This window comes from Sporosarcina sp. P26b, assembly GCF_002743245.1.
Lineage (GTDB): Bacteria > Bacillota > Bacilli > Bacillales_A > Planococcaceae > Sporosarcina > Sporosarcina ureae_C.
In genome coordinates, this window is record NZ_PDYW01000003.1 from 281,433 (window position 1) to 307,326 (window position 25,894).

General features: G+C 41.3%; 27 protein-coding genes and 1 pseudogene. 6 read left to right on the forward strand and 22 right to left on the reverse strand.

Annotation, left to right across the window (positions count from 1 at the left end):
- Positions 1–41: 41 nt before the first annotated feature.
- Entirely contained in the window at positions 42–821 is a 780-nt protein-coding gene (locus tag CSV69_RS05215) for an NRDE family protein (protein WP_085426174.1), read from the forward strand.
- A 52-nt stretch (positions 822–873) separates the two neighbouring features.
- Here the strand turns inward: CSV69_RS05215 and CSV69_RS05220 are convergent, their stop codons facing one another.
- From CSV69_RS05220 to CSV69_RS05240, 5 genes are all read right to left on the reverse strand, one after another.
- Positions 874–1,329 carry a helix-turn-helix transcriptional regulator gene (locus CSV69_RS05220; protein ID WP_099692889.1) on the reverse strand — a complete coding sequence of 152 codons (456 nt, stop codon included), beginning with the start codon at positions 1,327–1,329 and terminating at the stop codon, positions 874–876.
- A gap of 191 nt (positions 1,330–1,520) precedes the next feature.
- On the reverse strand, positions 1,521–2,975 hold the full coding sequence (locus CSV69_RS05225) for a carbon starvation CstA family protein (RefSeq protein WP_085426172.1): 1,455 nt from the start codon (positions 2,973–2,975) through the stop codon (positions 1,521–1,523).
- A gap of 137 nt (positions 2,976–3,112) precedes the next feature.
- Positions 3,113–3,838 carry a LytR/AlgR family response regulator transcription factor gene (locus CSV69_RS05230; RefSeq protein ID WP_369823939.1) on the reverse strand — a complete coding sequence of 242 codons (726 nt, stop codon included), beginning with the start codon at positions 3,836–3,838 and terminating at the stop codon, positions 3,113–3,115.
- Positions 3,807–5,567, reverse strand: a complete 1,761-nt coding sequence (locus tag CSV69_RS05235; protein WP_099692890.1) for a sensor histidine kinase — start codon at positions 5,565–5,567, stop codon at positions 3,807–3,809. The genes CSV69_RS05230 and CSV69_RS05235 overlap by 32 nt, the downstream gene beginning before the upstream one ends.
- A gap of 27 nt (positions 5,568–5,594) precedes the next feature.
- Positions 5,595–6,428, reverse strand: a complete 834-nt coding sequence (locus CSV69_RS05240; protein ID WP_099625203.1) for a squalene/phytoene synthase family protein — start codon at positions 6,426–6,428, stop codon at positions 5,595–5,597.
- 287 nt (positions 6,429–6,715) lie between these two features.
- On the opposite strand from CSV69_RS05240, the gene CSV69_RS05245 reads away from it, so the two are divergent.
- Positions 6,716–7,399 (forward strand): MOSC domain-containing protein, encoded by a 684-nt coding sequence (locus CSV69_RS05245; protein WP_099692891.1) that lies wholly within the window; start codon positions 6,716–6,718, stop codon positions 7,397–7,399.
- A gap of 275 nt (positions 7,400–7,674) precedes the next feature.
- On the opposite strand, the gene CSV69_RS05250 is transcribed toward CSV69_RS05245, so the two are convergent.
- Complete coding sequence (locus CSV69_RS05250) at positions 7,675–7,905, reverse strand: hypothetical protein (protein ID WP_099692892.1); 231 nt, start codon at positions 7,903–7,905, stop codon at positions 7,675–7,677.
- A gap of 364 nt (positions 7,906–8,269) precedes the next feature.
- Complete coding sequence (locus CSV69_RS05255; RefSeq protein WP_099692893.1) at positions 8,270–8,497, reverse strand: helix-turn-helix domain-containing protein; 228 nt, start codon at positions 8,495–8,497, stop codon at positions 8,270–8,272.
- A gap of 444 nt (positions 8,498–8,941) precedes the next feature.
- Between CSV69_RS05255 and CSV69_RS05260 the strand changes: the two genes are divergently transcribed.
- Both CSV69_RS05260 and CSV69_RS05265 read left to right on the forward strand, forming a co-directional pair.
- On the forward strand, positions 8,942–9,367 hold the full coding sequence (locus tag CSV69_RS05260; RefSeq protein ID WP_099625200.1) for an SRPBCC family protein: 426 nt from the start codon (positions 8,942–8,944) through the stop codon (positions 9,365–9,367).
- Positions 9,368–9,369: 2 nt separating this feature from the next.
- A complete protein-coding gene (locus CSV69_RS05265; RefSeq protein ID WP_085426164.1) occupies positions 9,370–9,693 on the forward strand; it encodes an ArsR/SmtB family transcription factor in 324 nt (107 codons plus the stop codon).
- A 78-nt stretch (positions 9,694–9,771) separates the two neighbouring features.
- Here the strand turns inward: CSV69_RS05265 and CSV69_RS05270 are convergent.
- From CSV69_RS05270 to CSV69_RS05300, 7 genes and pseudogenes are all read right to left on the reverse strand, one after another.
- Positions 9,772–10,215 (reverse strand): annotated as a pseudogene (locus CSV69_RS05270) (SgcJ/EcaC family oxidoreductase); the annotation flags it as partial.
- A gap of 80 nt (positions 10,216–10,295) precedes the next feature.
- Complete coding sequence (locus CSV69_RS05275; RefSeq protein ID WP_099692895.1) at positions 10,296–10,502, reverse strand: ATPase; 207 nt, start codon at positions 10,500–10,502, stop codon at positions 10,296–10,298.
- Positions 10,503–10,852: 350 nt separating this feature from the next.
- Positions 10,853–12,463, reverse strand: coding sequence for a catalase (locus CSV69_RS05280; protein ID WP_099692927.1), 1,611 nt, complete (start codon positions 12,461–12,463; stop codon positions 10,853–10,855).
- Positions 12,464–12,925: 462 nt separating this feature from the next.
- On the reverse strand, positions 12,926–13,651 hold the full coding sequence (locus CSV69_RS05285; RefSeq protein WP_085426161.1) for an amino acid ABC transporter ATP-binding protein: 726 nt from the start codon (positions 13,649–13,651) through the stop codon (positions 12,926–12,928).
- Positions 13,652–13,665: 14 nt separating this feature from the next.
- Positions 13,666–14,307 (reverse strand): amino acid ABC transporter permease, encoded by a 642-nt coding sequence (locus tag CSV69_RS05290; RefSeq protein WP_085428940.1) that lies wholly within the window; start codon positions 14,305–14,307, stop codon positions 13,666–13,668.
- Positions 14,308–14,370: 63 nt separating this feature from the next.
- A complete protein-coding gene (locus CSV69_RS05295) occupies positions 14,371–15,195 on the reverse strand; it encodes a transporter substrate-binding domain-containing protein (RefSeq protein ID WP_085426160.1) in 825 nt (274 codons plus the stop codon).
- A gap of 588 nt (positions 15,196–15,783) precedes the next feature.
- Positions 15,784–16,368 carry a uracil-DNA glycosylase gene (locus CSV69_RS05300; protein ID WP_085426159.1) on the reverse strand — a complete coding sequence of 195 codons (585 nt, stop codon included), beginning with the start codon at positions 16,366–16,368 and terminating at the stop codon, positions 15,784–15,786.
- Between the two features lie 477 nt (positions 16,369–16,845).
- On the opposite strand from CSV69_RS05300, the gene adhP reads away from it, so the two are divergent.
- Complete coding sequence (gene adhP, locus CSV69_RS05305; protein ID WP_085428939.1) at positions 16,846–17,859, forward strand: alcohol dehydrogenase AdhP; 1,014 nt, start codon at positions 16,846–16,848, stop codon at positions 17,857–17,859.
- Positions 17,860–18,083: 224 nt separating this feature from the next.
- On the opposite strand, the gene bluB is transcribed toward adhP, so the two are convergent.
- Positions 18,084–18,746 (reverse strand): 5,6-dimethylbenzimidazole synthase, encoded by a 663-nt coding sequence (gene bluB / locus CSV69_RS05310; RefSeq protein ID WP_099692896.1) that lies wholly within the window; start codon positions 18,744–18,746, stop codon positions 18,084–18,086.
- A gap of 169 nt (positions 18,747–18,915) precedes the next feature.
- Here bluB and CSV69_RS05315 point away from each other — a divergent pair, with 169 nt between their 5' ends.
- Complete coding sequence (locus CSV69_RS05315) at positions 18,916–19,755, forward strand: pyridoxamine kinase (protein ID WP_085426157.1); 840 nt, start codon at positions 18,916–18,918, stop codon at positions 19,753–19,755.
- Positions 19,756–19,820: 65 nt separating this feature from the next.
- On the opposite strand, the gene CSV69_RS05320 is transcribed toward CSV69_RS05315, so the two are convergent.
- The 7 genes from CSV69_RS05320 to CSV69_RS05350 all read right to left on the reverse strand — a co-directional run bounded on the left by CSV69_RS05320 (position 19,821) and on the right by CSV69_RS05350 (position 25,892).
- Positions 19,821–21,284, reverse strand: a complete 1,464-nt coding sequence (locus tag CSV69_RS05320; RefSeq protein ID WP_085426156.1) for an MDR family MFS transporter — start codon at positions 21,282–21,284, stop codon at positions 19,821–19,823.
- 152 nt (positions 21,285–21,436) lie between these two features.
- Positions 21,437–22,306 carry a conserved phage C-terminal domain-containing protein gene (locus CSV69_RS05325; RefSeq protein WP_099692897.1) on the reverse strand — a complete coding sequence of 290 codons (870 nt, stop codon included), beginning with the start codon at positions 22,304–22,306 and terminating at the stop codon, positions 21,437–21,439.
- Between the two features lie 166 nt (positions 22,307–22,472).
- The gene (locus CSV69_RS05330) at positions 22,473–22,826 is read right to left on the reverse strand and encodes a hypothetical protein (RefSeq protein ID WP_085426153.1); all 354 of its coding nucleotides are present in this window, start codon (positions 22,824–22,826) and stop codon (positions 22,473–22,475) included.
- A 230-nt stretch (positions 22,827–23,056) separates the two neighbouring features.
- Positions 23,057–23,992, reverse strand: a complete 936-nt coding sequence (locus tag CSV69_RS05335) for a ring-cleaving dioxygenase (RefSeq protein WP_099692898.1) — start codon at positions 23,990–23,992, stop codon at positions 23,057–23,059.
- A 78-nt stretch (positions 23,993–24,070) separates the two neighbouring features.
- Positions 24,071–24,520 carry a MarR family winged helix-turn-helix transcriptional regulator gene (locus tag CSV69_RS05340; protein WP_099692899.1) on the reverse strand — a complete coding sequence of 150 codons (450 nt, stop codon included), beginning with the start codon at positions 24,518–24,520 and terminating at the stop codon, positions 24,071–24,073.
- A gap of 96 nt (positions 24,521–24,616) precedes the next feature.
- Positions 24,617–25,141 carry a YceI family protein gene (locus tag CSV69_RS05345; protein WP_085426150.1) on the reverse strand — a complete coding sequence of 175 codons (525 nt, stop codon included), beginning with the start codon at positions 25,139–25,141 and terminating at the stop codon, positions 24,617–24,619.
- A 154-nt stretch (positions 25,142–25,295) separates the two neighbouring features.
- Entirely contained in the window at positions 25,296–25,892 is a 597-nt protein-coding gene (locus CSV69_RS05350; protein WP_198166196.1) for an NADPH-dependent FMN reductase, read from the reverse strand.
- Positions 25,893–25,894: the final 2 nt, after the last annotated feature.

Sequence of the window (25,894 nt, forward strand, 5' to 3'; positions counted from 1 at the left end):
TGATACACTAATTTTATACATAACTAAACGAGGTGAGTGACATGTGTTTACTGGCATTCCAATTACAAAGCCATCCGAAGTATAAATTGGTTCTGATGGCGAACCGAGACGAAGCGTATCGTCGTCCAACAGCACCAGCAGACTTTTGGAGCGATTACCCGAACGTCTTGGCAGGACGTGATTTAGAACAAATGGGTACGTGGCTTGGCGTCAATACAGAAGGAAAAGTCGCCGCATTAACGAACTACCGAGACTTCACGCGACCGGAAACAGGCAAGCGTTCGCGCGGTCATATCGTCTCTTCCTATTTACAATCGGATTTGTCCGCGCAATCGTTCATGGAGCAACTGCATACGAATCGAGACGATTACGCAGGCTGCAACGTGCTCGCTGGATCTGCTGAAGAGATGTTCTATTACTCGAATATCGAACAATCGATCCAACATATCACGCACGGCACACACGGACTGAGCAACGCATTGCTCGATACACCATGGCCGAAAGTAGATAAAACGAAAGCGTTGCTTGCGGAGTATTTGGAACAGACTACGACAATCGATCCTGACGTGTTATTCGCTATGATGCAACGAGCGGAACGTTTCCCGACTGAACAACTGCCTGATACAGGCGTCGGAGAAGATCTCGAAAGCTTGTTGTCTTCTATATTCATTGCGTCGAAAGATTACGGTACACGATGTACGACAGTGCTATCGATCGACTGCGACGATCATGTGGAATTCGAAGAACGCATATATGAAAAAGGTCTATTTACAACTGCACAGAAATTCTCATTCCACATCGAAAAACCGACATACTCGTAAAAGAGTACAGTCGTTTTTCTTCTGTTTTTCATGAATTATTTTCATATAACAACTACGACATATCCATATATTTCTTGAATTCAGCTAACGCTTTTTCTCGGTCTCCCGTACCAAATAACCGCTTATTGTCCGCTGCGATAATGCGGTAATGTCCACCTGCTGTATGCTGTTGTAACTTATATTGCTGCCACTGACCCACTTCCGTCCACCAATTAATCGATGCACTCGCTGCAGTTTCCCGTGAATGAATCTCTTCATGCACAGCCATTTCAGCTAGCTCAATCGGATCTTCACCCATGACCGAACGCAGCAGAGCACTCTCGCGAAATAACGCACAAACGACGACCGCTGTAGACCAGCCAATCTCCTGGCGACCTTTCTCCAACTGTACAAGCGTCTTCTTAGAAATCCCCATAATCTCCGCCATCTGATCTTGCGTATAATCCATTTCCGTCCGAATTAATTTCAAGCGGGGCGACACCAAGTCTATGACTGTCTGCTTATTCAACGTCGAATTCCTCCTTTACATGTATAGTGTATATTTACACTATTAGTATCATTAGTTATTTTAATTGTATAAAAGACACTTATTGTGTAAACTAACATTCTTTAATTAGTAGTGTATCATAACGGAGCGTCTTTATATATCTCCATAAAAAAACCCGCTAAGCCGAAGCTCAACAGGTTGTATTCATTCGTTTAAACAGTTCGTGTGATTTCCCAGCCTGTAATATCTTCTTCCAGTGGAATCTGAGCAGCACGGGCTTTCACTGCGGCATTGAAGAATAGGGCGACGAGGAAGATCGAGATGACGGTTGCACCTATAAGGGCTACGTTCATCGGTAATCCGAATCCAATGGCTGCGTTTAGTATATACGTCATCGTGGCCATCAGCATGAACGTTCCGGGTATGAGTGCGACCCAGTAGTTCTTGCCGGCAATGAAGAGATACATAGCACCTACGAATAACGCGATGACTGCCGTGGACTGGTTCGCCCAGGAGAAGTAGCGCCATAGAATATTGAAGTCTATACGTGTCAGTGCAATAGAGATAGCGAACATCGGAAGTGCGATCCATAGACGGCTCAAGATTTTCGCTTGTGGATATTTAATGTAGTCTGCGATAATCATTCGCGCGCTACGGAAAGCCGTGTCACCCGATGTGATAGGTAGAATGATGACTCCGAGGATAGCGAGTGTACCACCAACCGCACCTAACATGACAGTGGATACTTCACTAACAATCACTGCGGGTCCGCCAGCTGCAAGTAATTCACTTAATGTAATACCGTTGAACAACGCCATACCAGCCGCTGCCCAGATCATTGCGATAATAGCTTCTGCAATCATCATACCGTAGAAAATTTTTCGTCCTTCGCTTTCTTTCTTTGTTGTCCGAGAAATGATCGGAGACTGCGTCGCATGGAAGCCAGATAATGCGCCGCATGAAATCGTTAAGAATAATAACGGGAAGATCGGAATATTATCCGGATGCAAGTTCGCAAATGTTAATTCCGGAATTGGAACGCCTTTGATGACCATCATGCCACCGATTCCGACTGCACTGATCACAAGTAGTGCGCCGAAGATAGGATAGAAGCGACCGATGATTTTATCGATCGGTAATAATGTAGCCAAAATATAATATAGAAAAATAAGTGCAACGATAATACCCATTGCCATCCAACCGTTCATCAAGTTGTACAGCAGTCCTGCTGGTGCCGAAACGAATACCGTACCGACCAAGACGAGTAATAATAATGCAAATGCATTGACGATATGCTTCATAAATTTCCCGAGAAATTTTCCTGCCAGTTCAGGCAAGTGTGCTCCGCGGTTTCGGATCGAAATCATACCTGTTAGATAATCATGTACAGCGCCTGCAAAAATCGCGCCGACAACGATCCAGATAAATGCAACCGGGCCGTATAACGCACCCATGATCGGTCCGAAAATCGGTCCAACTCCTGCAATATTTAGTAACTGGATCAATGAGTTCTTGCTTGTGCTCATCGGCACATAGTCGACTCCGTCTGCGCTTGTATACGCTGGTGTCGCACGGTCTTCCTTAACGCCGAACATTTTGACGATGTACTTACCATACGTAAAGTATCCGACTATTAATAATACGATAGAAAATAAAAATGTAATCATAGCTTCTTTCCCTCCCTTAAAGTGATAACGCTTACAATAACTATAATAGAAAGGTGTCCAATTCATGACAAAATCTCGTAACATGTCAAAATCGCGAAGTAAGATGCACTCCAGGAGATTAACAGGTTACGAGATGATTATCCTTCTAGACGTTGACGTAATTCTTTGACATAATTGCGACTGACAGACAGCTTTTCTGCTCGCTGATCGATCTCCAGCTGATACGCTCCGTTGAACCAAGGCGTCAAACTGCTGACGTGCGCCAAGTTGACAATAATACTTTTATGTATACGAAAGAACGACGCAGGAATCAACCGTTGCTCCAAATCCTTTAATGTCATGCGCGTCTCGTAATCTTTCGCCACCGTAACAATTTTTGTCCATTTATCATCACGATGTACATATAGAATATCTTGCACCGGAATATAGTGGATCTCGCCTTCCGTTTCAACAGGCAGCCGATCAATTCGTTTTGGTAGCGTAGCAATCGGCGGGTGAAGCAATTCTTCCACACGTTCAATCGTCTGGCGCAACTGATCTTCATCATACGGTTTCAATAAATAGTCCGTCGCATGAATTCGAAACGCTTCCGCTGCGAACTGCGGATAAGCAGTAGCGAAGACGATCAACGGTACTTTTTTCAGTGCGCCAAGCGTCTTTGCTACTTCCATGCCATCGACTTTCGGCATTTCAATGTCGAGAAATACTATGTCTGGTTGCAGTTGCATCGCCTTGACGATCGCCGCCTCACCCGAATCCGCTTCCCCGACAATGTGAACCGACTGAAATTGTCCCAATAAATAAATCAACTCTTCACGCGCGTACCGTTCATCATCTACGACCAATGCCCGGATTTCCGTCATGATCCTCCACCTCCACCTTCGGAATCTGGAAGGAAATCTTCGTTCCTTCATTCGGCGTACTCTGTATAGCAAGCGCTGAACGCTCATCAAACGACATAATGAGGCGCCGATTGACATTATACAGACCGAGACCTGTCCCTTTTTCAGACGTGACCTTCTCCTCGCCAAGCCGTGACAGTCGCTCACTGTCGATTCCTTTTCCATTGTCTTCTACTATAATATGAATCGCGTCATCGATTTCATGAATAGAAATATGGACAATCGCATGTTCATCAAGATCTTTAATACCATGCGTCATCGCGTTTTCCACAATCGGTTGCAACGTCAGTGGTGGAATCTTCACCTGCATAACGTGCGGATCGGTATCGATACAAATTTTCAATTTATCAATGAAACGCGCTTCTTCAATCATCAAATACGCTTCAACATGCGCTAATTCCTGTTGTAACGTCACCATCTTCGCAGTCGTACCTTCAAGATTCTGACGCAAGAAGAATGACAATGACGATAGTAATTTACGCGCCTCATCGGGATTTGTCCGGATCAATGAAATGATAATATTTAACGAATTAAATAAGAAATGCGGACTGATCTGTGCTTGCAGTGCTTGGATTTCCGCTTCTTTCGCAAGTTGATAGGCGTGATCCGCTTCAGCGATTTCGAGTTGATTGCTGAGTAATTCAGCGAGTCCTGCGATTAATTCGATCGTCACATCCGTAATTGCTTTACGCGAAGGATAGAATAATTTCAATGTCCCAACCGTCTCACCACGTGTTTTAAGCGGCGCAATGACAACCGCACCAAACGTGGGTACGTCGGGGGATTCATTCAGGATAGAATCGGTCACGATGAGCTTGCCTTCTTGGATTACTTGCCGTGTAATGTCTGTCTGAATCGGTCCGTGCGCAATACTTCCTTTTGTTCCAATGAATGCGAGAATCTCTGTTTTATTCGTCATCGCGACAGCACCGGGCTTGAGCTCATCCATCAGAATGCCGCAGACGGCCGTAGCTGTGTCTTTTCGCATGCCTGTCCGTAAATAGCCAAGCGTCTGATCTGCAATACGCAATGTTTTCTGCGCTTGCAATGCAGTCACTTTCTCTTGATCACTTATCACGCTGTACGCAATGAGCATGAACAGCGCCGTCCCAAGACCATTTGCGAGAATCATTGGTAAACCGATCGCCTGCACTAATGTGAGCGCTTTCTCGAGCGGTTGAGCAATCACGAGAATGAGTAACATTTGCAACGCTTCCGCTGCTGCACCGATTCCGAATGCCATGAGTGGACTGATGTGCTTGTTCTTTTTATAGAAGTATCCTGCGACTATCCCGGAAATAATCGTCGCCACACCACATGAAATTGCAGTAAAGCCGCCTAGTGACATACGGTGAATCCCGGCAATTAAACCGGCACCGATACCAAGTCGATAACCGCCAAGCAATCCCGCCACGACGACGCCGATGACACGGGAGTTCGCAATTGCTTCATCAGAATGCAATTGCCATGACATATTCTCGAAATGAAGCGTTTGCATATCAAGCGCCACGCCAAAATAAGTACCAAAAATCCCAAATAACCCAAAAAATAGAATGGCCGTCAGCTCTTGCCGACGATCCAAACCATCTTGGTGAATCATATTCTGGAAAAATCGGAAACGAGTCAAAAGGAAAGCGACTGCCACAATCATTCCGACTCGTTCGATCATGATGATCAGTAAATCTAGCATCGCTTTCCCCCTTTCCCTACTACACGCTTACTTTTGTATCGCTTTATTGACGACCGAAACTACTTCCAGGCGCGTCATCTTCTCGCGTCCTTCTTTCAGTGCATCTAGCGTACTATGCGCCAGAGCCAAAGGAATATTACAGAAGTTTAAAATCGTCTTTGTATGAATGTCTTCAATATATGCGTCTGCTAGCGCCAAATTTTCTTCAGCGTACGCAAACATCTCCGGCAACTTCCAGTCATTCGGGAAGAAATTGACGTCACGTACTGCGTCTTCTTTGTAGTTACGCAGAATATTGACCGACTGCAATCCACGGCCAAAGCCAATTGCCAAGTCGCGATCCGTCTCCGTGCCGTCATACCAGCGCCAAATATCGGCTAGCATTACGCCAACGAGCCCCGCCACGTAGTACGTATAATCATCGAGGTCTTCACGTGTATGAATGACCCAGTCTTTTCCAGCCCATTCTGCCATGCCTCGACCCATGATCGCAGTCGATTCCAGAACTTTATTGCGTGCTGTCGCTGGGCAGAACTCTACCCAATCAGCTAAGCGCAATGTCACTTCCGGCAATTGCTCGCGGTATGGTGCGAATAACGTTTCAAGTGCAGCGGCCATTGATTCTCCTGTCGCGATCGTGCGGTCGAGTATGTCGCTTACTTTGTTCAGCAAGTCGATCACGATCGTCACGTCGAGCTGTTCATGATCTTCGATTTCGTCGATTGCGCGCATGCACAAGTACGCAGACGCTACCGCTTCACGAACGTTCGGTTCAAGAAGTTTGATTGGTATGTAGAATGTACGGCTTGTCTCTTTAAGGACTTTCATAGCTTCTTTTTGTAGTTTAGCTTCGGTTTTCATGTAAGGTTCCCTCCATCAATCTTTGCACAGGTAGTGAATATATAGAATGGATTTATTATAGCATTGATTGGGTTGGGGGTGCGACTTGGAAGGTAGATGAGTAGGAAATGTTGGATTGTTATGGGACGGATACGACGGTGATTAATGAATGGAGATTGGGTTAGCACCGTTTCGCTGCGATTCACTTTTCAACTTAATAAAGCTATATATTCAGCTAGAGAGACGTTTACTAAAAATATTGGATGATGATACACTTACACTAAATAGATACATAGGAGGTAGATTCTATGGAAACAATTAAGGTTCTTTCATTGAATGTAGGGAAACCAAAAGAAACGGACTTTCGGAAAAAGAGTGTTTTGACTGGCTTTTTCAAGGAGCCAGTACATGAGGCAGTGTTTTTATCTTCTGTTAATTTTATAGGAGATGGCCAAGGGGATCTTGTTCATCATGGGGGTGTGCATAAAGCGGTTTGTGTGTATCCGTTTGCGCATTATAGCTACTGGGAACGCGCGCTGGATCGGCCGCTTTCGTATGGTGCGTTCGGCGAGAATTTGACGATTTCGGGTATCACGGAGCAAGACGTTTGTATCGGGGACTCGTTTCAGCTTGGTGAAGCAATTGTGCAAGTGAGTCAGCCGCGCCAGCCGTGTTTTAAGTTAGGGCTTGTGTATGAACGAAAAGACATGCCGCTACTTGTGCAGGATACAGGCTATACGGGATTTTATTTCCGGGTGCTGCAAGAAGGAATGGTTTCTCCCGAAGATAAATTAGTTCCGTTAACACGCCAGGCGCAGGCTATTACGGTGGCAGAAGCGAATCGTCTGATGCATCATGATAAACAGGACTTAGTAGGTGTTCGTCGGTTGCTAGAAGTTGAAGAATTGTCTCCGAGCTGGCGCAAGACGTTTGAAAAGCGTATGGTGGGTCAGGAAGTTGATAGTAGTGAGCGGATTTCTGGGAAAGAATAGAGTTTGTGGATGTTATTCTTTTGTGGCGTTGTTTTTGCGAAGAACCAACGCTCTTTTTATGGTGCCAATGATGTTCGTTCGAAGTATTCTATAAAACTAATAAAAGGCATTCCTTCACTCGGCTCTAAGCGAAGGAATGCCTTTTATTTAGATGCATATTCTCTAGTAGAAACATTGACGTCACGAGTCAGTAAATTCACCAACTTTGATCGGTTTGAAAGTCTATGAAATAAGTAGATTCCGAATCATACTATTCAATTCTACTAACAAATTAGTCATAGTGAATAGTAAATATCGTCTTCACTTTCATAGCGGACAGGTATAGAATATCCTTGATCTGATTTGAATTGAAGTGCCTGTTTATCTAAGCAACCTGTGAGCACAGAAAATGAATGGTGTTGTTGTTGTTCAGGCAAAAGAGAATAATGAATAATATCATGTATAAGAGAAGACATATCTTCAAACGAAGTAAAAATATAATACTCATTAACCATATAAGCCGGCATATCGCCCATCTCCTTTGTAGTTAGCTAAGAGGCTTCGTGGACTGGAGAAGAATCTGCTAATAATTTTTCGGCAGATATACAATTACCCACCATCGATATATGGTCAGCAACAAAGTATTCTGAATAGAAAAACTACTACATAGTAAGTATATGATATTTTGAGATAAAACACTATTGACAATTGTTAATATTTGCAAAGATGATTCTATCGATTATTTTTGTAAAGTAAGTCGCTTTTAAAAAGAGTATGTGAAAACCATTTTTTTCATAAACTACTTTACTCGATCCTAGGAGAGGATTCATGCCATCGTGTTTCAGATTTACATCGTTCGGAGATGTTTTATTTTTTAAGGAAGGAAATCACTTAATCCACTGTTTCATTGGTTGCATAACCTGCTAATTTCAATAACATATTTGCATCGGTTTTTAGTTCTTCTGATAATGTATAAACCGCTTCACGTGTAGGTTTATACCTACCTTTTTCTAGAGAATCAACGAATGAATAGCTAAGATTGGAGCGCTCTGCTAAGTAACGTAAAGACATCTGTCCTTGTGTGCGTAATTTCCGTAGGCAATTTCCGAATTCGTTCAAATTTATCCCCCGCCTTATCTATTTTATATATAAGTAAAGTACAAATACTGGTTATACAATATAAAAATTTAGGTAAAAAGACTAAGTTTAATATTTTGTAAAACGCCCGAATATTTAATTGTCAAATAATGTAATTAATTTACTGTAAAACAACTATACTAGAATATGAAATCTGATTATATTAACCTATATAATGAATATACTTCTTTTCTATGAAGATTACTATGCTCCATATCCCTAATTTTCTACTTTTCCTAGTACATATTTGTGTCTAGTAAGTAAAAAAAGTAAAATAACAGCTCGTTTTATTTTAAAATTGTTGACTTATTATTTAATTCCAAACAAAAACTATGTTAATTAGATAAAAATTGTTTACCTAACACTATTAGGTGTTACAATAAAACATGACACCTTAAAGTGTTAAATGAAACGGAGGTTTGAATGATGAATTCACAGGAGAAATTAGAAGATATCTGTAAAACCATTGTGCTTAATGCGCCACTTGAAAAAGTATGGGAAGCTGTTTCTACATCAGAAGGGATTGCAGCGTGGTGGATGCCAAATTCACTTAAACCCATTATAGGACATGAATTTGTACTTCATACAGGGCAATTCGGTGACTCTATTTGTACAGTAACAGAACTTCAACCCCCTACTCGTTTGGGCTTTGATTGGGGTAAAGATTGGCATGTTTTAATTGAATTAAAAAAATTGAATGAAGAGCAAACGGAGCTTACATTAATACATTCTGGCTGGGATGCCAATAAAGTAACCGAATTTGAACAACCTCATACAGTCGTTCGTGGATTTATGGAAAGCGGTTGGGAACGTATTGTAAAAGAGAGACTTCCTGATCTAGTAAAGGCTTAAATGTGGAGAAACCATCTACGCAAGACATTTTTCAAGCAATTTCCGATCCCACTCGTCGTAGTCTGTTAAAACTGCTTGCTGAAAAAGAATTATCCATAACCGATATTGTGGAATTCTATCCTATAAGCCGCACAGCAGTAAATAAGCATCTTCACATTCTATTTGATGCGGGCCTCGTCCACCGTCAAAAGGTTGGACGTGAAACACGTTATATGCTTAATTCTGAACCATTGATTGAACTAAAGGACTGGCTTCGTTTCTTTGAACAATATTGGGATAAAAACCTACTCGCACTTAAAGAATATGTAGAGAAACATAATGATTAGTCATCAGTGAAACCGAGAGTAGGAAACACAAATCTCTCGGTTCCTTTTACATGATTCGGTTACGACTTTGTCATTAATCATTACTTGTCTTAACTCATCTGTCATTTGCTCAACTAATTCTGGTCTTCCATGAAATTGTGCAGGTGTATTTTGGAAGAGCTCAACTTTCCAATTGCCGTCTTTGTTAACGGTAACTAGAGTTTGAAGGGCATTTACTGTGGGCTCAATATCTGTTTTACCTGGTGGAATCATCCCTGCAATAGCTTGTACGATTGCGGTATCCGTTCCGATTACACGAACGTCTTTCTCTTTCGTTACAAAAGGTGCTGTAGGATGTTTTTCAAAGATTGATGTAAGGTGCGATAAAATTTCCTGTCGTCCAACCATTTTACTTCCATCAAAACCAATTTGAATTCCTTGTTCTGTAAATAGTTCAGCCATTCCTTTTGCATCACGGTTGTTCCATGCGTCTATTAATCTTCGATACAGACTAGTGATTTCATCTACGTTAGAAATATTCATGCACTGATCCCCTTTTATTACGAATTATAGTATTTCCCTTACTTCGTCTCCTGTACAACGGTTAGCCACTACATGCTTTACTAGTTGGCATGTGATTTCGATTTGATAATAGTTTCACTAATAAACCCCATTACCATGCCAACACCGATCGGTAGTAGTGAAATTTCAGTATGCGAAAGTGAGAAATTAAATAGTAGAATATCTATATTCGCTATAAAACCTATTACATATAGTACTACCATCGTTCCAAATGAAACTAGTAATGGAATCCAAAAGGACTTATTCACAACTTCACCTCCCAATCTTTTTAGTGGGATGTCAGTATGTTTTTATTATGATAACTAATATTCTGATCTACTAGCTCTTTCATCTTTTGCACAGGTTGATCATTCAGCGCAATCTCCTTTAGACACTTCTTAAAATAAAGTATATCATTTTTCTGGTAAACTATCTAACTACTCTGTTATTTACTTTGTTGAATACAGCATAAAACTGTCAATATAAAAATCAGGATTTGAAAATGAAAAAACATCTATATAAGACGCAAATGTAAGTGCTTGCACAATCACATTTGTTACCTATACAGATGCTATTCACCATACATTTTAACTTGGATAGAAAGAGCTATTCCTTTTCATCAATAAGGATCTGCTTCATGACCTTTGTCTACTGCATCTTTCACAGCCATTTTGGAATCGGGCGTGCCTTGTCCAAATCTCGATTGACCCGCATCACGACCAGGGACTTTACGTTCTGCCGCCATCCCTTCGAACTCTTTCATTTTCCGTTCAATACCTGCTTGTACAAGACGTCCGTATTCAAAATCAGCTTGTGTGAAGTGATCGACCATCGCTTCTTGAATACGCACATCACACGCTGCGAGTGCATCGGAGAGGTTAGTAATTAATTCCTCTCGTTCCCACTCTTCAAACTGTCGGAACGTTTCGCCTGCTTGTCCATAATTATTCGGTCGGTCAATCGGTGAGCTCATCGCTGCTGCATTATACGTAGGTCGATGCGGAGGACGACTTTCTCCTGTTGCTTCTTTAAATCCACCGAGCATGGATGGTTCATAATTAATATGCGGATTGTCTCCCGACTCGCTTGGGTCTCGATGATCCATTTGACCACGTTGCTGGTTTGTCCGAACTTCTTTTTTGGGTGCATTAACAGGCAGTTGGAGATAATTCGTGCCGATACGATGACGCTGTGTATCGGAATACGAGAATGTACGGCCTTGAAGCATTTTATCATCGGAAAAATCCATTCCATCAACAAGGACTCCGGTTCCGAAGGCGGCTTGCTCGATGTCCATATGGAAATCATCAGGGTTGCGGTCTAATACCATCTTCCCTACAGGCAACCAAGGAAACTGTTCTTCTGGCCAAAGTTTTGTATTATCAAGCGGATCAAAATCCAATTCTGGGTGGTAGCCATCTTCCATAATTTGCACAAAAAGTTCCCATTCAGGGTACTCTTTCCGTTCGATCGCTTCAGATAAATCTTGCGTCGCATGTGCAACGTTTTTCGCCTGTATAGCGTCGGCATCTTCCTGTGTTAAATTTCGGATGCCTTGCTTCGGCTCCCAATGATACTTCACTAAAACCGCCTCACCTTTGTCATTGACCCACTTGTATGTATTCACACCCGAACCTTGCATATGACGGTACGTGGCGGGAATACCCCATGGTGAAAATAAAAATGTGATCATATGGATAGCTTCTGGCGATCGAGAGACAAAATCAAACATGCGCTGCGGATGCGATATATTAGAAGCGGGGTCGGCTTTGAATGCGTGAATCATATCAGGAAACTTCATTGCATCTCGAATGAAAAAGATTTTCAAATTATTTCCTACAAGGTCCCAGTTGCCATCTTCTGTATACATTTTCACCGCAAACCCTCGTGGATCTCGTGCAGTTTCTGGCGAATCTTTAGCGCCTGCTACAGTAGAGAAACGAGCGACTAAAGGCGTTCTCTTCCCAGCACCCGAAAACACTTTGGCACGGGTATACTTTTCAACTGGCTCATTTCCAGCTTTCCCATACGTTTCAAAATAACCAAAAGCACCTGAACCTCTTGCATGGACTACTCGTTCTGGTATTTCTTCACGATCAAAATGAGAGATTTTTTCAATGTAATGATAGTTTTCTAGCGTAGCGGGACCACGGTCACCAATTGTCCTGATGTTTTGATTATCCTGTACAGGATGCCCTTGGCGCGTCGTAAGTATTTCTCGCTCTTCCATTTGACGGTCATTTGGTTTATGCTGTTTCTTTTCCACTGTATTCCTCCTCGACAAAGTGCTTTCCATTTCTACTGACAGTATGACCAGATCGTGGAATTATAAACACTAATGCTTGGAGGATCGGTTATATCGCTACGCTAGGTTAGCTGAATATTGTGCTTCATAGAAAACCTCATAACTATGGACTTTGATTGGGAATCTAGTATCCCTTATTGAATTCTTCATTTCATTTCTCCTTACTATTTCTTATCTTTATTCTTCAAATCCTCGATCAGCTCTTTCATTTCCTTGATTTCTTTTTTCTGCGTTTCAATTATACAGTAAAAAGACAGCGCGAAAAATCCTCAAACCTTGTTTCAAGATTTGAGGATTCTAGAATTTTATTCATTATTTAAATGTTTCCTGTTGTTAAGGAGCTTCAGTAACTCGTGTAACTTCGGAATAGTTGTTTTAATCCCGTTTTTACACATCCACCATTTCTAAAAATTGCAGCGTACGTTCATTTTTGGAGTGGTTAAAGAACGTATCTGGATCCGCATCTTCAATGATGACTCCGGAGTCTAGCATAATGACTCGATCTGCTACATTTTTAGCAAATTTCATTTCATGCGTCACGACGATCATCGTCATCCCTTCTTCTGCCAACGTCTGCATGACTTGCAATACTTCTCCGACGAGTTCAGGATCGAGTGCAGACGTTGGTTCATCGAATAATAGCACTTTCGGTTCCATGGCAAGCGCCCGTGCGATCGCCACTCGCTGCTTTTGTCCACCCGATAATTTATTCGGATAAACGTCCGCTTTATCGGATAAACCTACCTTTTTCAAGATTTCGAGTGCCATTTTCTTCACTTTTGCTTTGTCTATTCTTTTCACCATCAAAGGCGCTTCCATTACATTTTCTAATACGGTTTTATGAGGGAATAAGTTAAAGTGTTGAAACACCATACCCACCTCCGCACGCACCTTGGCTAAATTATCTTTTTTCTGATTGATACTCTTTCCATCAATTGTAATTACGCCTTCATTCGTCAGTTCTAAGAAGTTTAAGCACCGTAAGAATGTACTCTTTCCTGATCCACTGACGCCAATAAGAACGACTACTTCACCGCGATGTACTTCCATATCAATACCTTTTAACACGTTTAAATCTCCGAATGACTTATGGATATTTTCTGCTTTAATCATCGTATTCGCCTCCATTATTTATCTACATCCAATTTGTTCTCATACCATTTTAATAGAGCGCTGAAAATAAGAACGAGAATGAGATAATAAAGACCTACAACGAGAAACGTTTCGAATTGCTTGAAGTTCGAAGCAGCTACTCGGTTCGCTACACCAAACATTTCAGATACTCCGATGACATACACTAAAGACGAATCTTTTAATGTAATGATGAATTGGTTTCCAAGCGGTGGAATCGCACGTCGTAAAGCTTGTGGAAAGACAATTCGTCTCATCGTCAATGAACTGTTCATACCGAGTGCTAGACTTGCTTCCCGTTGACCTTTATCAATTCCTTGAATAGATCCACGGAAAATCTCTGCAATATACGCACCGTTGTGGACGCCTAAAGCAATGGCTCCTGCCCAAAAGTTATCTAATACGATAACTGAAGTAATACCGAAGTATAAAAACATAATCTGTACAATAAGTGGCGTTCCACGAATTAGTGTAATGTAAATATTTGCGATCGTTTGTAGTATTTTTGAATTCGAGATCTTCATCAGTGCGAAAAAGATACCTAAGACGGTTCCAATGACAATCGCAATCGCTGTGATCTCAATCGTTAATAGACCTGCTTCTAAAAATCCTTTATACGTACTTTTGAATACATCCATAAATGTAAGTAAAAACTCAGGCACCGGCTCACCAACTCTCTAGAAAATAGATAAGGATTGTATTTATTCCAATAGTTCGACACCTTCTAGATCGATATCTAGTAGATTTCGTCCGAACCATTTATCGGAAATTTCCTCATATGTTCCGTCTTCAATCATTTCTTTTAATGCTTCATCAAGCGCTTTTGTTAGTTCTGGATTTTCTTTATTTACAGCAATAGAAGGTTGTTCTACCCACATCGGCTTGTCGACTTCTTTGATTTCGAATCCATTTTCGATTGCTTCAAAACCAACAATATCTGCAGTAATAACGGCATCTATGCGACCTTTAACCGTTAAGTCTTTTAAAGCGACTACATCACTTGTGTAATACTGTAAATCATCCGATAGTTCTTTGGCACTCTCTTCATATGTCGACTGTGCAATGACACCAATCTTTTTTCCTTTTAAGTCTTCTGGAGATGTAATTTCGTCATTATCTTTTGCTACGAAAATCATTCCACCTGAATAATAGTAAGGCTCCGTGAAGTCTGCTTGCTCCGCGCGTTCTTTTGTATACGCCATTGAACCGATAATTGCATCAAACTTATTGCCAACTAAACCTTGTAAAATAGTTTCAAAAGGATTCGTTACGGGATTTGCTTCAAGTCCCATTTTCTCAGCAAGTGCGTTTCCAATTTCTATATCAAAACCTGTAAGTTCGCCGTCTTCTTCATAACTAAACGGTTTATACACACCACTCGCAGCAAATGTGAATTTACCTTCGTTCACTAATTTGTAAGCGGTATCATCCGTGCTCTCAGTTGACTTCTCTTCATCACTTCCACACGCCGCAAGTACTAGTACAGATACAGCTAGTAATAACATCATCATGGTAAATTTCTTCATTCTCTCCATCTCCCCTTTAAGTTAGCTAACTAGCCAATTTTTCATGCCTTTTAATAGTACCCTATTTCTCCGTAAGAAAACCAATAATTCTAATAAAAGTTAATATTTTATTAATAAACAGACCCTATTAAATCAGTGATCTATTCATTTATTTTGAAAGCGCTTACAAATAGTATAGCATACAGTAATGCAATACTTCTTTTATTATAGCCTCCATAGTTTTTCGCTACATACTGAACTTAAAATAGACTCCTAGTAGGATCGAAAACTATTGTCCCCTACTACCTTCCCCTCGCTTTCTTCTATATAAGTTATCATCTATTAAAACATAAAACGTCAGGAAAGTGAACGATTAATTTTATTTTTATATAATCTATTCTAGTTTTATAATGAAGTTAAGTGTTCATTCCATGCGGAAGTTCTTGTATTTATGAAGAATAATATGAAGAATTATCATAAACAATAATACCTTATATTTACTATTAAAATAATAATCCAAATGAGCTGGTATAGAGTCAGACATCCTTCTGATCCGATACCAGCCTATATATACCCTCTCTATTTCTACATGGATGGAGTAGCTCCAAATTAATATATTCTGTTTAACTCACGGAACGCCTTCGCCACAAACGATAAGTCTTCCTCAAACATAGTCGATAGATTCGGACGACGCCTTACCGCAAGTGGGTGATAGGCGACTGAAGTTTTAAATCCCCTGACTTCATGCCACTCCCCGCGCAATCCTTTGACGTCCACTTCGGTATTTCGAAAAAAGGATTGAACTGCTACATTCCCTAAACAGACGACAAGGGAAGGTTGTTGCTGTTGCAATTGAGTTTCTAGATGATGAATACAAACTGATCGCACTTTCTCTTTGTCATATTTACGAAGGGGCCGTCTCTTCAGAACATATGTCACGTAAACCCACTCTTCCTCCAAACCAACTGTCGATAGGGTCCGTCTCAACGTTTGGCGCGTTCCGCAAACTATCGGATTGCCTTCACGGTCTTCTCGTGCGCCCGGATTATCCAGTATGATCATAATCGGTGCTTTCGGATTTCCTTCTCCCCAAATCATACGAGACCCTTGGTTATATAGCCCACACTCTTGGCAATCTTGCTGACTTATTGGTGTCGGATCTTCCCGCCAACTTTCTGAACAACTAGCATTCATCTTATCAACCTCCTAGATTTTCAGTATTCCCTTCGTACAAGTAAACATACTTACATTCATTGGCATGCACATGCATGAGCACGGCATAAATAATTATAAGTTGAGCTTTTTCATTTAAAATCGAACAACAAAACAGAATTAACTAATATTCTGTCGTTTTATGTATAAATTGGATAATAGTTTACATTTATTCGGTAGCTTGCTATACTCAAAGAGTCTTAACGTGAAAGGTTGTTTTATTCTGTTTTAGCCAAGCTGAAAACGTCCTGATTGTAAGGGTGTCTCGCGTCAAACCATTTTTACTATCTCGTTTGACGTACATCATGATGAATTTTCATACAACCCCCTATAGTAGCGCGCTTTCATCACTGGCATGCTCTGGCACTATGTAAAATTTTACACAAGAAAAGGGAGGAATCATTCATGAAATCAGCTATCGAAGGCAAAAATGCACAAGGAATCGCACTACAAACGTCCATGAAAGCAGCAATCGTTAAGGAATTCCAAACAGAGCTACAAATCGAGGAGACACTAAAACCAACACCAGGTGTAGGACAAGCGCTCGTTAAATTAGAGGCTTGTGGTGTCTGTCACACGGATTTACATGCGATTAATGGGGATTGGCCTGTCAAACCAAAACTTCCGTTGATTCCTGGCCATGAAGGTGTCGGTATTGTAGAAGCGATCGGACCTAACGTGACATCCGTAAAAGTTGGAGATCGCGTCGGGATTCCTTGGCTTTACTCCGCATGCGGTGAATGTGAATATTGTTTAGCAGGTAAAGAGACCCTTTGTCACGACCAAGAAAACGGTGGCTATTCAGTAGATGGTGGGTATGCAGAATATTGCCTTGCAGCTGCTGATTATGTAGCGAAAATTCCTGAAAATTTAAGTTCTGTTGAAGCAGCACCGATTCTTTGTGCTGGCGTGACGACGTATAAAGCGTTGAAAGTATCAGGAGCGAAGCCTGGAGACTGGGTTGCTATTTACGGTATCGGTGGTCTAGGTCATGTTGCATTGCAATATGCAAAAGCTATGGGCTTCAATGTAGTCGCGGTTGATATCGCAGATGAAAAGTTGGAGCTTGCGAAGAAACTAGGCGCTGACATGACAGTGAACGGTAAAAATGAAGATCCTGCGGAAGCGATTCAACAGCAAATCGGTGGCGTACAAGCGGCTATTAGCGTAGCTGTTTCAAAGGTACCGTTTGAGCAAGCATACCGTTCTATTAAGCGTGGAGGCACGCTCGTCGCGGTCGGACTTCCACATGACGAACTACCAATTCCTATTTTCCATACCGTTTTGAACGCGATCACAGTAAAAGGATCGATCGTTGGGACACGTCTCGATATGAAAGAAGCGCTAGATTTCGCCGCTCGCGGAAAAGTAAAAGCGCAAATCGAAACAGCTCCTCTTTCCGAAGTGAATACAGTGTTGGATAAAATGGAAAAAGGTCAAATTAACGGACGCATTGTGTTGACGTTTGATTGATCTTGCGTGTAGTTGCTATGAAGTAAAGTAGATTCCTTTCGAAAATATAGTTTCATATAAAAAGCGTATCTTCTAGGTGAATGAACAGCCTAGTTAATACGCTTTTATTACATCCAGCGTATACGTACGGGTTAGAATTTCCCTGGAAATACATCTATAGGATGTTCATCTAATGAGATAGGCGGTTTTTGCGTTCGGCGTTGTGTAACAACTGTACAACTGCTTCAATTGCCATTAGTAGGATCTTTTTTGTTACCCCAACCATCTTCGAAAATCAATGCATCTAGTTCCCTTCTCTTTTCCCAATTCGCAGACTCCAATATAGGCTTCACGGGATAGTTTTCCGTATAACCGATCGACAGTAATGCGATGGGATCAATATGAGGAGGAATGTTTAAAATATCGCGCACATCATTTTTCTTATAAAAACTTACCCAACCTAATGCTAATCCTTCGGCAGTAGCGGCTAACCACATATTTTGGATCGCACACGCCGTAGACAGCGCATCCGTCTCAGGAATAGAATTACGCCCGAGTACATGCGATCCGCCACGTGTAGGATCACATGTCACGCAAATAGTGATTGGTGCTTCTTTCAATCCTTGTACTTTCAGCCCTAAAAACTTCGTTTGTTTTTCCTCTTCATAATGGATCGCAAGCGCTTGTCGTTCTTTATCTGCGGCCCATGCCAACTTTTCTTTCACTTCATCAGACGACACGATGATGAAATTCCATGGTTGCATGAAACCAACAGACGGTGCATGATGGGCAGCGGTTAATATTCTATGTACGATGTCTTCCGGTATGGCGTCAGGTAAAAAAGTTCGGACATCTCTTCTCGTGTAAATCGCTTTGTAGACTGCTTCTTTTTCGGGTTGTGAAAACATGTATTTCTCCTCCTAGTGTGTGTAATAGTATATGTTGATTGTAGCAGATAGTACCACGCGACAAAAAGGATGACTAAATTCACTTTTCTACCACCGTAGATCTGCCAGTATACTACAGGATTTTTATGCTATGATACGTATAATACAAAGCTAGTTACGGAGGATTTCCATGAAAAAAGTTGCTGTTATTCAAGACCTGTCATCATTCGGTAAATGTTCACTGACTGCCGCCATCCCAGTGCTTTCGGTGATGGGCGTTCAAGCTTGTCCGTTACCTACTGCGGTTCTATCGTCACAAACGGAATATCCGAGTTATTTCTGTGAAGACTTAACGCGTATAATCCCCGCTTTTACAAATGAGTGGAAAAAGCTTGACGTTTCTTTTGACGGTATTCAAACGGGCTATATTACAGGTAAAGAAGAAATTCACCATATTTTAGATTTCCTTGAACATTTCCATACGAGCGAAACACTTTTACTCGTGGATCCTGTGCTTGGGGATAAAGGCAAAGCGTACGATAACTTTGACGCCGAACTTCTCAAACAGATGAAAGTTCTTGTGGCACAAGCAGATATTATTACACCGAACATTACGGAATGCTGTTTGTTGACGGGGTATGATTACGACACGCTACATAGTTGCACTAGTGAAGAGGATTTCTTGAATATTGTAGAGGAAGCAGGTAAGCAGTTGCAAAACGCTACGGGTGCCGAAATTATTATTACAGGTGTCCATCCACCAAGTAAAGATCATTCTGTTGGGAATCTATATATAAGCGAAAATGAAACGTATTACAGTTCTGTCCCTTACAACGGCAAAAGTTATTCAGGTACTGGGGATTTATTTGCTTCTGTGCTGATGGGTGGACGTATGCGTGGTATGAAAACGGAACAAGCGATTCAACTAGCAGAAGAATTCCTCGTAGCTGCGATAGAAGATACCGCTTTACAAAATACGCCAATGGTGGCGGGAGTGAATTTTGAGACGTATTTGCGGATGTTGTTGTGAAAAGTAGATCATGAAAACGATATATAAAAACCTCAATTCCAATTCAAGAATTGAGGTTTTTTCTATTACTTGTTTTCTTCTACATAATCTTCAGGTGTTGCACGATAGACGATGAATGACAGCACGACCGCCACGAGCGACATAGCAAACGCGATGAAGTACACAAGCTCTACTCCAGCAACCAGTGCGAGATCTGCTGTTAACGCATCTGTAGGCGTCTGAGACTTCTCTAGGAAGTGCAGTTGCCTCGCGTTCATAATACTGATGAACACGGACACGCCGATTGCACCAGCGACAGGTTGTAGCGTCGACATCACCGCTGTACCGTGCGGATATAATTTCTTAGGGAGTTGATTTAATCCGTTCGTCTCGGCAGGCATCATAATGGCAGAGACCGCAAGCATTAGTAAAATATAACTGACGACGACAACCCAAATCGGTGTCTCGAGCGTTAACCGGCTCATCATGAACATCGTTGCACTCAATACGATCGTAGCAGGTATCATCAGCACACGAGGTCCGAACTTATCAAATAGTGAGCCCATGAATGGTGACATGATACCGTTTAGTATACTGCCTGGCAGTAAAATCAAACCGGCTGTGGCAGCAGTTAATGCGAGAGGACCTTGCATGTAAATAGGCAAGATAATTTCCGATGCGAACATCGCCATAATGATGATCAGAAACAGAATGACGGCGTGTGTGAACATCGGGTAACGGAACACACGCATATTCATGATCGGTTCTTCTAGCTTCAACTGACGTAGCACGAACAGGACGATCCCGATCACTCCGATGCTAATAAACAGTAAGACGAGCGGATCTGCAAAACCTTTTGCGCTGTTACCAACAGAGCTGAACCCATAGACGAGTGAACCAAAGCCGATCGATGAGTAGACCAATGAAAGATAATCGATTTTAGGCTTTGTGACTTCGGTAACGTTGATCAAGTATTTAAAACCGAAGGCAATCGAGAATAGCGCGAATGGAATGACTAACAAGAATAGATAACGCCATCCTAAGTATTCCACTATGACGCCTGATAACGTCGGACCAATTGCGGGCGCAAACATGATGACAAGTCCGATAAGTCCCATAATCTTTCCGCGTTTATGTGGCGGATAAATGAGTAGGAATACATTGAAGATGATCGGCATGAGCAAGCCTGTTCCAACAGCTTGAATTAATCGTCCTGTTAAAAGAATTGCGAACGTCGGTGCACTCGCTGCTACGATCGTTCCGATAGTGAAGACGGTCATAGTACCAAGGAATAGCTGGCGCGTTGTGAACCATTGGATTAGTAATGCTGAGATGGGAATGACCACTGCCATGACGAGCATGAAGCCTGTCGCCATCCATTGCACAGTAGGTAATGTAATCGAAAATTGATCCATTAACGTAATAAGTGCGATGTTCAATAATGTTTCGTTTAGAATAGCGAAGAATGCGCCGATGATCAGTGCAAGCATAATGGGTATCACTTTGATATTCGGATTATCCGCCAAGTATTCGTATTTCTGTTCGTCCATCTGAAAACCTCTTTCGTTGATCACTTGAATTCGGCAATATAGATACCGTTCATTTATTCTTATCATGCTTTTTTATAGGCGATGTGTCAATCTTTCGGGTTCTAAAAGAACAACTTTTTTCAAAGATTTACTTTCTCGTTCACATTCGCTATCTAGCCTAAATTCTCACCTCGGCTAAAATCCAATACAGGCGAGCGATACACATGCCTTTGCACAGCTTGTGTAGGAATTACCGGTTGTTCATTCAAATAGTTTTCAAAGTTCGTCGGGTTGAATAACGTGGAAGGACGTAAGTATGCACGGTATTCAGGATTGTTATTCCACTGCGTAACTTTGAGATCAATGACTTGTATGAAATCTTGTTGTGTATAGCCTTCTTTCACTCTTGCGTTGATAAATTTCTTAGTTGCTGCAGATGTTGTTTTAAATTGCTTACCGGTTTTCTCGTTCAAATACGAAATGACGAAATGCGTAACGTCGAGAGGCTTCTCGACAAGCTCTTTATTCTTTATTTCTTTAAGTTCTTTAAGTTCTTTGGTTATAGGCCGTCTCACATTGGTACAGTCCCTCGTTTCATGTTGGTATGACACAGCGTTTCGAAGTGAAACGTCCGTTGTATCAGATTGAAACATCGCATGATCTACTTCCAGTTCACTTTTTGCTAGTACCGTTTCTTCTACCGACGTATCATCTTGACTAGAAAAAACCGGTAGTTTAGTATAATCAATCCGATACCATTTCGTCTTATCGATTTTCATTTTGTTATATTGCGAAGTCGAAATGAGGTATCCTTGCTTTTCCAAATTATAGATCGTGCGTTTGATCGTCATACATGACAAGAATGAAAATTCCTCCTGCCATTGATCAACCGTTTTATACACCCACCGATAGTCGTCGCGTACATTTTTTGAAATGAGTGAGCGGAAATGCAGTTGTTGCAGAAATAACGCCTCATTCAATCCGACTAAATGGACAAGAGACGGCAATAATTGTAATGGCTGTTCATTGATTAATAACTTCATACTGAATTCCTCCTAAAAAGTATGTAAGTGATAGCAATTCACCACTTCACTTACTATATAGAAGGCTTTTTGCATAAGGATACTCCTATTCAAACTATTTTTTCTAGCTACAAAACTCCACGAAAAAAGAGCGGAAGCATAAGCCTCCACTCATTCGTATTACACATTAGTTGATATTCACTACTTCCTCGCTCGCTGGTTGAAGCAAATGTATCGCATTCGACTTACATACTTCATAATCCACGAGGTACATCTTTTCTCCAAAGTTCTGTCGCTTCGAATAAATGCAGCCGGACTTCTCCAGTTTTCGTATTGCACGAATAATCGTAGCCATTGACCAGAAACTCATCACAGCATGCCACTCTTTATACGACCTGCGCACCCACTGCGTCCCTTCTTCCGTATCATACGGACCGAAAGACAGTTCGTGGATTTGCTGCAAGAACATCGATTCATTGAGTCCGATCTTCTCCGCTGTCTGTGGATGAAATTGTAGAAACGATTCATGGTTAAGTTGCATACTAGTTTCCCCCTATTAACTTGTTGTAAGTGGCAGCTATTTGCCTCTTCACTAGCTATATAGAGAGCTTTCTGAATAAGGATACTCCTTTTTAAAATAAAATTTCAAATATCTAAAAAAAGAAGTCAGTGCAGGATAGAACTGTCGTCTGTAAAACAGTAGACGAACATGTACACACCTTTCACTAACTTCTTTAAAGTAGTCACTTCAGAACAAGACGAGTTGATGGATTACAATTCACGGACAGTAATCGGTATCAATCTGCGCTCCATTTCATCACGTTGTTGCTCATATTGTGCAGGTAATTTCAATTCTTGTCCCATCGTTTCTTCCGACTCATCATGCGCAAAGCCTGGAGGATCCGTCGCAATTTCGAATAAAATTTCTCCATGCTCTCTAAAGTAAATCGCATTGAAGTAGTTTCGATCTTTAACTGCCGTCACGCCATACCCATGTTCTGAAACATGGTCTTGCCATTCCAATTGATCTTCGTCATCAATCGCTCTCCACGCAATATGGTGAACGGTTCCGACGCCCATTTGACCTTTACCCGTTGAAGTTGCTTTGAGATCGACAACATTTCCAATGTCTGCGGATGAACGGAAACGAATATAGTCTCCCTCTTTTTCGATCCGTTCAAGCCCCATGACGTTTTCCAATAGATCTGCTGTTTTAGTCGGTTGTGAAGAATATAAAGTAGCGCCACCGAAACCTTTAATCGCTACTTCAGGTGTCACGCCTCCAAATGTCCAGGCATTCTGTTCACCTTCCGCACGCTCCACTAGTTCAAGTTGAAGACCATGTGGGTCATTAAACTGTAGGTACTGCTCACCAAATCGCTCTGTCTTCGTTACATCCACGTTAAATTCGGCTAAGCGTTGTTCCCAAAACATTAGTGCTCCAAGAGGAACAACATAAGAAGTTACACCTACTTGGCCATCTCCTATTTTCCCTTGATAGGCATTTGCCCATGGGAAGAACGTGATAATCGAACCTGGTTTGCCACCTTCATTACTGAAATATAAATGGTACGTACCTGGATCATCAAAGTTCACTGTTTTTTTCACTAAACGTAAACCTAAAACGCCTGCATAAAAATCAACGTTTTCTTGAGGATGCCCAACAATAGCTGTAATGTGATGGATACCACTAGTTTGCTTCATCATATTTCCCACTCCTTTTGTTATTCACTATATGATTAAAGTCAATTAATCTAGTACGAATTCGAGGTATCAAATGAAAAGTTACAAGTTTTGCGCGTGAAAGCCTACTTTTTTCAGCTGTTCAATTACTTCTTGCTTTTCTTTTACGTCTAATCCACTAAAAATTTCTTTCATCGCTTTTTTATGTTCTGGAAAGACTTGATTCATCAGTCCGGTTCCTTCAGTGGTCAACGTAGCATGGATGACCCGACGATCTTTCGGACACGGTTTTCTCTTTAACAACTGTTTCTTTTCCAACTGATCGACCACATACGTAATACTACTACTGGCAATTAACACTTTCTCACCAATTTTTTGTATCGGTTGATCACCTTTGCTGTAAATGAATTCTAGAACCGCGAACTCTGTCGGGTTTAAACCCAAACATTTTATATCTTCAATGACACGCTTTTTTATTGACTCTACAGCACGGGTTAGAACAACGAATAATTTTAGAGATAATGCCTCTTCCAGTTGATCTTTTGCATTCATACTTATCATCTCACTTAGTTTTACTATTTTTTCATTCACTAACTAGTGGCTCAAGTAATCCTATTCAATCAGAAAGAGGCGAGTATCGTCTATTCGTTATGCTGGATTCACTTGAAGTTCTACTGTGATTTTAATATCGTCGCCTACTAATACGCCGCCTGTTTCTAGCGCTTGGTTCCAAGTTAAACCATATTCTTTTCTAGAAATTTTGATAGCTGTTTCAAATCCAACTACATCCACACCCCAAGGATTTTTCCCAGCTCCCGTACGCGATACGTTAAATGTAGTTTTCTTCGTAACATCTTTAACTGTCAAATCGCCAGTTACATCGTATTCGTCTTCTCCTGTTTTGACAATTTCAGTCGAATCAAATGTGATAGTCGGATACTGTTCTACATTAAAGAAATCAGCTGAACGAAGGTGGTTATCACGATCTTCATTATTTGTATTGATCGTGTTCACATCAATCTTGAAGTCAATCTTCGCATCTGTTAAATTGTCTAGATCTCCAGTAACCGATCCTTCCACTCCAGTGAAGCTACCTCTTACATTGGATACCATCATATGTCTTACTGAAAACCCTACGTTCGTGTGCGCTGCATCTACATTCCATTTTGTCATGTTAAAACTCTCCTTTTTATTTACGTATTAAGACCATTATACAATGTAACTGTCTCGAATTGAATATATTCAATTTGGTTGTATCTGAAATCGTTGTATTTAAGTGTAAACACTCTATTACTATGACCTATATAGAAAACTTTATACCTTTAGCTTATTTACGGATTGTATTCAAAGCTGTTGTCCAAGGAATTACTTGGTCTAACATTTGGTTTACTGAAGCGGCCTGTACGTCAGCAGCTTTAAGTTCTGTGCCATTTTCAAAGTCTGTAAACAATGATAATGCCGGGTGAACACGAACATGCGCTACGGATAATTCGCTCAAAATACCACGTAAATGTTCTGCTGCACGAGCTCCGCCAACTGAACCGTATGAAACGATACCTGCTGCTTTGTCGTTCCACTCTACGCGAAGGTAGTCTAATGCATTTTTAAGTGAAGCCGAAATGGAGTGATTGTATTCTTGAACGATGAATACGAACCCGTCTTGTTTTGCGATAATTTCTGACCATGCTGCTGCGCCTGATGCATCGCCGCCTGCTTCGCCCAGAAGTGGTAATTTATAATCCGCGATATCAATAATCGTGTAATTCGCATCTCCGCGTTTGTCTGCCAATTCTTTTACCCATGCTCCTACTTGTGGACTTACGCGTCCTTCACGTGTGGATCCTAAAATAATACCGATATTTGATTTTGTCATTTTTATTTCCTCCTGTTGTTTTGTTCCAAATAATTTACTGAAAAAACTCATTG

Bases quoted from the DNA above. Each gene is read 5' to 3' on its own strand.
- CSV69_RS05215 (WP_085426174.1), top strand. From the start codon at position 42: ATGTGTTTACTGGCATTCCAATTACAAAGCCATCCGAAGTATAAATTG.
- CSV69_RS05225 (WP_085426172.1), bottom strand. From the start codon at position 2,975: ATGATTACATTTTTATTTTCTATCGTATTATTAATAGTCGGATACTTT.
- CSV69_RS05230 (WP_369823939.1), bottom strand. From the start codon at position 3,838: ATGACGGAAATCCGGGCATTGGTCGTAGATGATGAACGGTACGCGCGT.
- CSV69_RS05235 (WP_099692890.1), bottom strand. From the start codon at position 5,567: ATGCTAGATTTACTGATCATCATGATCGAACGAGTCGGAATGATTGTG.
- CSV69_RS05240 (WP_099625203.1), bottom strand. From the start codon at position 6,428: ATGAAAACCGAAGCTAAACTACAAAAAGAAGCTATGAAAGTCCTTAAA.
- CSV69_RS05245 (WP_099692891.1), top strand. From the start codon at position 6,716: ATGGAAACAATTAAGGTTCTTTCATTGAATGTAGGGAAACCAAAAGAA.
- CSV69_RS05250 (WP_099692892.1), bottom strand. From the start codon at position 7,905: ATGCCGGCTTATATGGTTAATGAGTATTATATTTTTACTTCGTTTGAA.
- CSV69_RS05260 (WP_099625200.1), top strand. From the start codon at position 8,942: ATGAATTCACAGGAGAAATTAGAAGATATCTGTAAAACCATTGTGCTT.
- CSV69_RS05280 (WP_099692927.1), bottom strand. From the start codon at position 12,463: ATGGAAGAGCGAGAAATACTTACGACGCGCCAAGGGCATCCTGTACAG.
- CSV69_RS05285 (WP_085426161.1), bottom strand. From the start codon at position 13,651: ATGATTAAAGCAGAAAATATCCATAAGTCATTCGGAGATTTAAACGTG.
- CSV69_RS05290 (WP_085428940.1), bottom strand. From the start codon at position 14,307: ATGGATGTATTCAAAAGTACGTATAAAGGATTTTTAGAAGCAGGTCTA.
- CSV69_RS05295 (WP_085426160.1), bottom strand. From the start codon at position 15,195: ATGAAGAAATTTACCATGATGATGTTATTACTAGCTGTATCTGTACTA.
- CSV69_RS05300 (WP_085426159.1), bottom strand. From the start codon at position 16,368: ATGAATGCTAGTTGTTCAGAAAGTTGGCGGGAAGATCCGACACCAATA.
- adhP (WP_085428939.1), top strand. From the start codon at position 16,846: ATGAAAGCAGCAATCGTTAAGGAATTCCAAACAGAGCTACAAATCGAG.
- bluB (WP_099692896.1), bottom strand. From the start codon at position 18,746: ATGTTTTCACAACCCGAAAAAGAAGCAGTCTACAAAGCGATTTACACG.
- CSV69_RS05315 (WP_085426157.1), top strand. From the start codon at position 18,916: ATGAAAAAAGTTGCTGTTATTCAAGACCTGTCATCATTCGGTAAATGT.
- CSV69_RS05320 (WP_085426156.1), bottom strand. From the start codon at position 21,284: ATGGACGAACAGAAATACGAATACTTGGCGGATAATCCGAATATCAAA.
- CSV69_RS05325 (WP_099692897.1), bottom strand. From the start codon at position 22,306: ATGAAGTTATTAATCAATGAACAGCCATTACAATTATTGCCGTCTCTT.
- CSV69_RS05330 (WP_085426153.1), bottom strand. From the start codon at position 22,826: ATGCAACTTAACCATGAATCGTTTCTACAATTTCATCCACAGACAGCG.
- CSV69_RS05335 (WP_099692898.1), bottom strand. From the start codon at position 23,992: ATGATGAAGCAAACTAGTGGTATCCATCACATTACAGCTATTGTTGGG.
- CSV69_RS05340 (WP_099692899.1), bottom strand. From the start codon at position 24,520: ATGAATGCAAAAGATCAACTGGAAGAGGCATTATCTCTAAAATTATTC.
- CSV69_RS05345 (WP_085426150.1), bottom strand. From the start codon at position 25,141: ATGACAAAATGGAATGTAGATGCAGCGCACACGAACGTAGGGTTTTCA.
- CSV69_RS05350 (WP_198166196.1), bottom strand. From the start codon at position 25,892: ATGAGTTTTTTCAGTAAATTATTTGGAACAAAACAACAGGAGGAAATA.